At 58.1% G+C, this 6000-nt stretch carries 6 protein-coding genes; 1 reads left to right on the top strand and 5 read right to left on the bottom strand.

Going from position 1 to position 6000, the window contains the following annotated elements; all coding sequences use genetic code 11:
• Positions 1-235: DUF433 domain-containing protein (locus tag AC0QHF_RS21640; RefSeq protein ID WP_324706321.1), on the top strand; the 235-nt coding region annotated here is incomplete at its 5' end.
• A 162-nt stretch (positions 236-397) separates the two neighbouring features.
• Here the strand turns inward: AC0QHF_RS21640 and AC0QHF_RS21635 are convergent.
• The 5 genes from AC0QHF_RS21635 to AC0QHF_RS21615 all read right to left on the bottom strand — a co-directional run bounded on the left by AC0QHF_RS21635 (position 398) and on the right by AC0QHF_RS21615 (position 5954).
• Entirely contained in the window at positions 398-2101 is a 1704-nt protein-coding gene (locus AC0QHF_RS21635) for an NAD+ synthase (protein WP_324706320.1), read from the bottom strand.
• Positions 2102-2199: 98 nt separating this feature from the next.
• A complete protein-coding gene (locus AC0QHF_RS21630) occupies positions 2200-2997 on the bottom strand; it encodes a carbon dioxide-concentrating mechanism protein CcmK (protein ID WP_324706319.1) in 798 nt (265 codons plus the stop codon).
• A gap of 212 nt (positions 2998-3209) precedes the next feature.
• The gene (locus AC0QHF_RS21625) at positions 3210-3839 is read right to left on the bottom strand and encodes an LbetaH domain-containing protein (RefSeq protein ID WP_324706318.1); all 630 of its coding nucleotides are present in this window, start codon (positions 3837-3839) and stop codon (positions 3210-3212) included.
• A gap of 45 nt (positions 3840-3884) precedes the next feature.
• Positions 3885-5525: a ribulose bisphosphate carboxylase small subunit gene (locus AC0QHF_RS21620; RefSeq protein WP_324706317.1), complete on the bottom strand. Its 1641-nt coding sequence runs from the start codon at positions 5523-5525 to the stop codon at positions 3885-3887.
• Between the two features lie 120 nt (positions 5526-5645).
• Positions 5646-5954, bottom strand: coding sequence for a EutN/CcmL family microcompartment protein (locus tag AC0QHF_RS21615; protein WP_324706316.1), 309 nt, complete (start codon positions 5952-5954; stop codon positions 5646-5648).
• Positions 5955-6000: the final 46 nt, after the last annotated feature.

The following is a 6000-nucleotide window of genomic DNA, read 5'->3' as shown; positions in this document are numbered from 1 at the left end:
AATTGCCAGCACCTATCCGTCTCTAAACCTAGAGCAAGTCTACGCCACGATCTTGTATTATCTGCACCACAAAGAAGCCGTTGATGCGTATATGACCGATTGGCTGGAGTGGGCGGAACGAATGCGGGAAGAGCAGCAACGCAATCCACCCCCAGTGGCAGAAAAAATACGTCGATTAAGGGCCCAAAGAGATGCAATGAGGCAGGCGAATGACCCTCAAGTATCTTATGGATGAAAATGTTGATTTTCTACCACTCCCTTGAGATGTGGAGGATAAAATGTTAGTGCGATACTCTCGCCCTCACCCCCAGCCCCTCTCCCAATCCTGGGCGAGGGGAGCAACTTTCTTGTTCCCCCCAAAATTGGGGGGTTAGGGGGGCTTCCGAGACTGCCATCCCTACAGATATTTCCCCTTGGCGATCGGCATCCGCCACCCCGTCCCGAAGGCGCGATCGCTGATTTTCAGTCCCGGCGGCGCCTGACGACGCTTAAATTCCGCCCGCATTACCAACTGAATAATTCGCTTAACGGTTTCTTCGTCGTGTCCCGCCTCGACCATCGTTTTTAAGGATTCGTGCCGCTCGATCAGGCGATACAAAATATCGTCTAAAATTTCGTAAGGCGGGAGAGAATCGCTGTCAACCTGACCCGGTTTTAACTCGGCGCTGGCGGGTTTTGTTATCACATTTTTGGGGATAATTTCTCGCCCTTTGTCGCGGTTCAACCACTTGCAAATCGAGTAAACTCGGGTTTTGGGTACGTCGGCGATGACCGCCAAACCGCCGTTCATATCCCCGTATAAAGTACAGTATCCCACCGACAATTCCGATTTGTTGCCGGTCGATAATAACAAGTTGCCGAACTTGTTGGAAATTGCCATCAGCAACGTCCCCCGAATTCGGGATTGGATATTTTCCTCGGCGATGCCGAATTCCGTCCCGGCGAACAGGTCGGCGAGGGTGCGATCGAAGGCGCCCATCGCGTCTTGAATGGGGAGGGTTTGGGTTTCGATTTCCAAATTTTTCGCCAATTCCAAAGCATCTGTAATCGAGTGTTCGGAACTGTAGGGGGAGGGCATCAACACCCCCAAAACCCGATCGCGCCCCAAAGCTTCCGATGCGATCGCGGCCACCAAAGAGGAATCGACGCCGCCGCTCAACCCGATCACCGCTTTAGAAAAGCCGCATTTCCGCGTATAATCCCGGACGCCCAAAACCAAGGCCCGCCAAATTTCTTCGTCGATATCGTCCGTGGGTTTGGCGGGGGATTCGGGGGATTCGACGACGATGGGAGTATCTGCAGAAGTGCGATCGAAACTCAATACTTGAAAGTCGGTTTCAAAGGCGGCTAACGCCTTCACCACCTCGCCCTTTCCGTCGAGGATGAGGCTGCACCCGTCGAAGATCAGATCGTCGTTGGCGCCGACCTGGTTGGCGTATAAAATGGGGATTCTGTAGCGGCGGGCGCTGTGGCCGAGCATGGATTTCCGCAACTGTTGTTTGGCGGCGCGGTAGGGGGAGGCGGACAGGTTGACGACCAAATCCACGTTGCGATCGCCGAGATCCTTCATCGGGTCGCAGGTGTAGGTGCGGTGTCCCCAAAATTCTTCGTCATTCCAGAGATCTTCGCAAATTGTGACGCCAATTTGCAGCGGCGCGTCGGCGTCCGGGTCCGGGAGGGTGACGACGTTGCAGTTTTTCCCCGGTTCAAAATATCGATATTCGTCGAAAACGTCGTAGTTGGGGAGCAACCGCTTGTAAAAAATCTGTTGAATTTTGCCCCCCATCACCCAGGCGGCGCCGTTGAAGAGGGGTTTGCCGCCCTGACGGCCCGATTCGGGGTTGGGAAAGACGGTTCCCACCAAAACCGCCAATTCCGGGGGCACTTGTGTGGCGAGTTGTCGCAGTTGGGTGTCCGCCGCCTCGATGAAACTGGGGCGGATGAGCAGATCTCGGGGGGGGTAGCCGACGAGGGCGAGTTCCGTGGTCACGAGGAGGTGAGCGCCGGCCTCGATGGCCTGGTGGGCGGCGTCCAAAATCTGTCCGGCGTTTCCGCTCAAATCGCCGACGGTGGGGTTGAGTTGTGCGATCGCAATTTTCATCGAAATTAGGGGGTAGGGTGTCGGGTGTGGGGTGTGGGGAACAATTAATAATTGTCAATTATCAACTGATTTGTCTGGCACGACTCCCGATTACCAATTTAATCCCAAGTTTCCAGGGAGCGATCGGATTCCTTTTCTTCCATGGGCACGGATTCGGTGGAGAGTTGTTTGAGGTCGGGCAGTTGGATCACTTCTTTTTCGGGCTGTTTGATATTGATGGGCAACTGCAGCGGCTCGTCTTTTTCGATCCAACAACTGGCCAGCGGCAGGGTTTGTTCCAGGTCATCGAGGGGTCTGGGGATGACCATGACGGCGTTCAATTCTCCGATCCGTTCAGCTTCGTACATCCCCGCTTCCACGGCGACGGCGACATCAGCGACGGACCCCCGGATGATGGCGGTACAAAGTCCCGCCCCGATGGTTTCGTAGGAAGCCAGGTAGACATCGGCGGCTTTGAGCATGGCGTCGGCGGCGCCGACCATGGCGGGAAATCCTCGGGTTTCCAGCAGGCCCACGGCTCGGTTGCTGAGGCGGGAGTGGCTGCCGTTGGCGAGTTGGGAGAGGCGGGAGCCGATGGGGAGGACGTATTCCAAGTTGGGGAGGGGTCGGGCGATGACCAGGGAGGACACGAACTGATCGAATTGTTTGGCGGTGTCCACTCCGGTTTGAATCGCCAGACGGATGTCGGCGATGCGGCCCCGCACGATCGCGGTACAGTGGCCGCTGCCGATTTTTTCGTAGCCGACGAGGTGAACACCTGCAGATTTGAGCATCATATCGGCCGTGCCGACGATCGCGGGAAAGCTGCGGGTCGAGACCAGACCCAGAGCGGCGTCTTTGAATTCGGGCTCGATGTTCCTTTTTTGGGGAACGGATATTTGCAAGTGTTCGTCCATGTTTCGTCTCTTCTCCAACAAGCGCGTGCGACTGACCGACTCGGTGTTTCGGGAGAAGGGTGGGGGGTCGGGGGGTTCGACGGGTGATGTTTGGCGATCGCACTTCCAAAGCTCGGGGCGATATCACGTTCGCTCAAATAGTTTTTTTTCAAACTATTTCTGTGATTCGATAATCAAAAATCTATACAATAACTGATTATCGGAACTTGATATTACGAGAGTCCCGAAGGAGGCGATCCGGAATTGGGGGGGGTTATGGGGTTACGGCGGTGGGGGAGCAAGGTTTTCAACAACTCGTTGATTTGAGTGTGTCCGTAAACCTGCGGCCCCATGCGCGTCTGGGGTTCTGATGCCGGCTGTGTCCGGGCCGGTTCGGGTTCCGAGTTTTCTGTTGCCGGTTCGGGTTCCGAGTTTTCTGTTACCGGTTCGGGTTCCGGTTCCGGGTTTTCTGTTGCCGGTTCCGGTTCTGCCGCCATATCGGGGGAGGATGCCCCCACCCGACGCGAGCGATCGCCAATTAAGGAACCCGAAGCGACCACATACTGGGCTTCGACGGCCGGATCGATGGCGGTCGAGTCGGAACCGATGCAGGCATTGACCCCAATTTTTCCAGTTCCCACCACTAGCACGCCCGCACCGATGCAGGCGCCCTTCTCTACTTCTAGGATACCGTGATGAGCATGAAGAATTGTTCCCATGCCAATGCAGACCCCAGCGGCGATCGCGATCTGAGAATCCGGATCGGCTCGGAGAACCACTCCGGGGGCGATGGCAGCACTGGGGTCAACGGTCACATCGCCACTCACGTAGTAAGACGGGTCTGGGTGATGCGGTGGCGACATACACATTCGGTCTGAACCTCTGGAAATGTGGACGGCGTTTCTACGTCATTCGGGACGCTGGATAATTTCCTCCAGAACCCGGCGCTTGGCTTTCGGATCGATACCGATCAAGCGGACATATTCGCCCTCATGTTCCTTCATACAGGCTTCCAGACCCGCGATCACCTCCCGCTGGTTGTTGGAGTCGATGGGGGTGCAACTGCGCCAGGAACCGGTGCGGAAGCGGCGCTTGTCGGCGTGTTCGGTGCCGATCTTGTAGCCCTGGGACAGGAGGCCCTGCACTTGGGCGATCGCCTCGGAACTCAAGTTCCCCTGAGACGGGGAGACGGAGGCGGCGCCGCTGCGGGCGGGGGTCGGGGCGGCGGGGGCCGTCACCGAGGTGGTTTGGGATACCTTGCCGTCGGGGCGCTGAATGATTTCTTCCACAACCCGGCGCTTGGCTTTCGGGTCGATGCCGATCAGGCGCACATATTCCCCGGTATGCTCGTTCATGAACGCATCCAACTGGGCCATGACAGCGGAGGCTTGGGTGCTGTCAATTTTCGGGCCGCTGCGCCAGGAACCGGTGCGGAAGCGGCGTCCATCGGCGTATTCGGTGCCGATTTTCAAGCCCTGGGCCAGCAGTTGGCTCACCTGCTGCCCGAAGTCCGAACCGCCGCCGGACGCGGATGCCCGAGGAGCCTGACGGGAGGCGGATTGGGAGGCCACCTGGCCGTTGGAGGACTTCCCGCCTACCGGACCGTCGGGGCGCTGGATGATTTCTTCGAGAACCCGGCGCTTGGCCTTGGCGTCGATCCCCAGCAGGCGGACGTATTCGCCCTGGTGTTCTTGCAGGCAGGCCTCCAGAGCCGACACCACCTCGCCGGTGTTCTGGGAGTCGATGGGGGCGCAACTGCGCCAGGAACCGGTGCGGAAGCGGCGCGGGTCGGCGTGTTCGGTGCCGATTTTGTAGCCCTGGCCCAGGAGTTGGCTGACGGTGGACACCGTTTCGGCGGGCAGGCCGGAATTGCCACTGTCGGCGCGGGTGCGATCGCGTCCCCCGCCGTTGCTGCCGGCCCGCTGGGACTCATTGCGGAGGGGGGCGATGCAGGCCACGTTTTCCGAACACTGGTAGCCCGCGGCCAGGGCTTGGTTGACGCCGATGACGTGGGTGGAGAACTTGATGTCGGTATCCGTCACGTCGGGCAGGCGATCGGCCTGTTGTTGGTTGGTGATGATGGCTCCGGAGGGGATGTACTTTCCGGCGGGAATTTCCACATCTTGGATCAGGGCGTGCATCATCACGATACACCCGTTTCCGACCCGGGCGTTGAAGACCGTGGACCGGAAACCGATGAAGCAGTTATCTCCCACGTAGGCCGGTCCGTGAATCAGGGACATATGGGTGATGGAGGAATTTTTTCCCACCCACACGGAGTAGGATTGCCCGTCATCTCCTTTGACCCGCCCTTCATCTAAACCGTGGATGACGACGCCGTCCTGGATGTTGGAGTTGTCGCCGATGTAGAAGGGGAAGCCTTCGTCGGCCCGGATGGAGGTGCCGGGGGCCACGAGGACGTGGGCGCCGATGCGGACGTCACCGATGATATTCGAGAATGAGTGGACGTAAGCTGAGGGGTCGATTTTGGGCTCCGCCAGGTTTTTAGACCAGGGTGTTGGAGGAGCCGCGTGGCTGCGAACTGCCATAACTCGATTTCTCCTAACCGACTTTCTATAAGGTTGACTTGTTGTTGGTGGACTCGGGCACGGGAGACGCCGGACGGAGGTGTTTCCGGGTTCGATCCCGATGGGATGGAACCCGGAACCTCAGCCCTGGCGGCCGTGCTCTCTTTGGTTGTAAATCTGCCGATTTCCGGCCGTCACCGTGTCGATAATGCCGACGACGGCCGCATCGGTCGGACGTGTTTCACTTCCGGACATTTGGCGGGCTGCACTTCCTCGGCTCACCAGGACCCATTCATCGAAACCCGCACCCACGTAGTCGATCGCAACTTCATATTCGGCGGTGGGCTCTCCCTGTTCATCTAGGAGTTGCAATAGCAAAAACTTGGACCCCCTGAGACTGGGTTCCTTTTGGGTACTGACGACGGTGCCAAGAACTCTGGCAATTTGCATTGGTTTTGCGGGGAATGGGTGACAGGATTCGGATAACTGACGGTTG

The organism is Lyngbya sp. CCY1209 (genome assembly GCF_055795065.1).
The sequence above is the reverse complement of the archived record's forward strand: the minus strand, read 5'-3'. Positions and strand labels throughout refer to the sequence as shown.

Coding starts and splice junctions, on each gene's coding strand:
- AC0QHF_RS21630 (WP_324706319.1), bottom strand. CDS start 2,997: ATGGACGAACACTTGCAAATATCCGTTCCCCAAAAAAGGAACATCGAG.
- AC0QHF_RS21620 (WP_324706317.1), bottom strand. CDS start 5,525: ATGGCAGTTCGCAGCCACGCGGCTCCTCCAACACCCTGGTCTAAAAAC.
- AC0QHF_RS21635 (WP_324706320.1), bottom strand. CDS start 2,101: ATGAAAATTGCGATCGCACAACTCAACCCCACCGTCGGCGATTTGAGC.
- AC0QHF_RS21625 (WP_324706318.1), bottom strand. CDS start 3,839: ATGTCGCCACCGCATCACCCAGACCCGTCTTACTACGTGAGTGGCGAT.
- AC0QHF_RS21615 (WP_324706316.1), bottom strand. CDS start 5,954: ATGCAAATTGCCAGAGTTCTTGGCACCGTCGTCAGTACCCAAAAGGAA.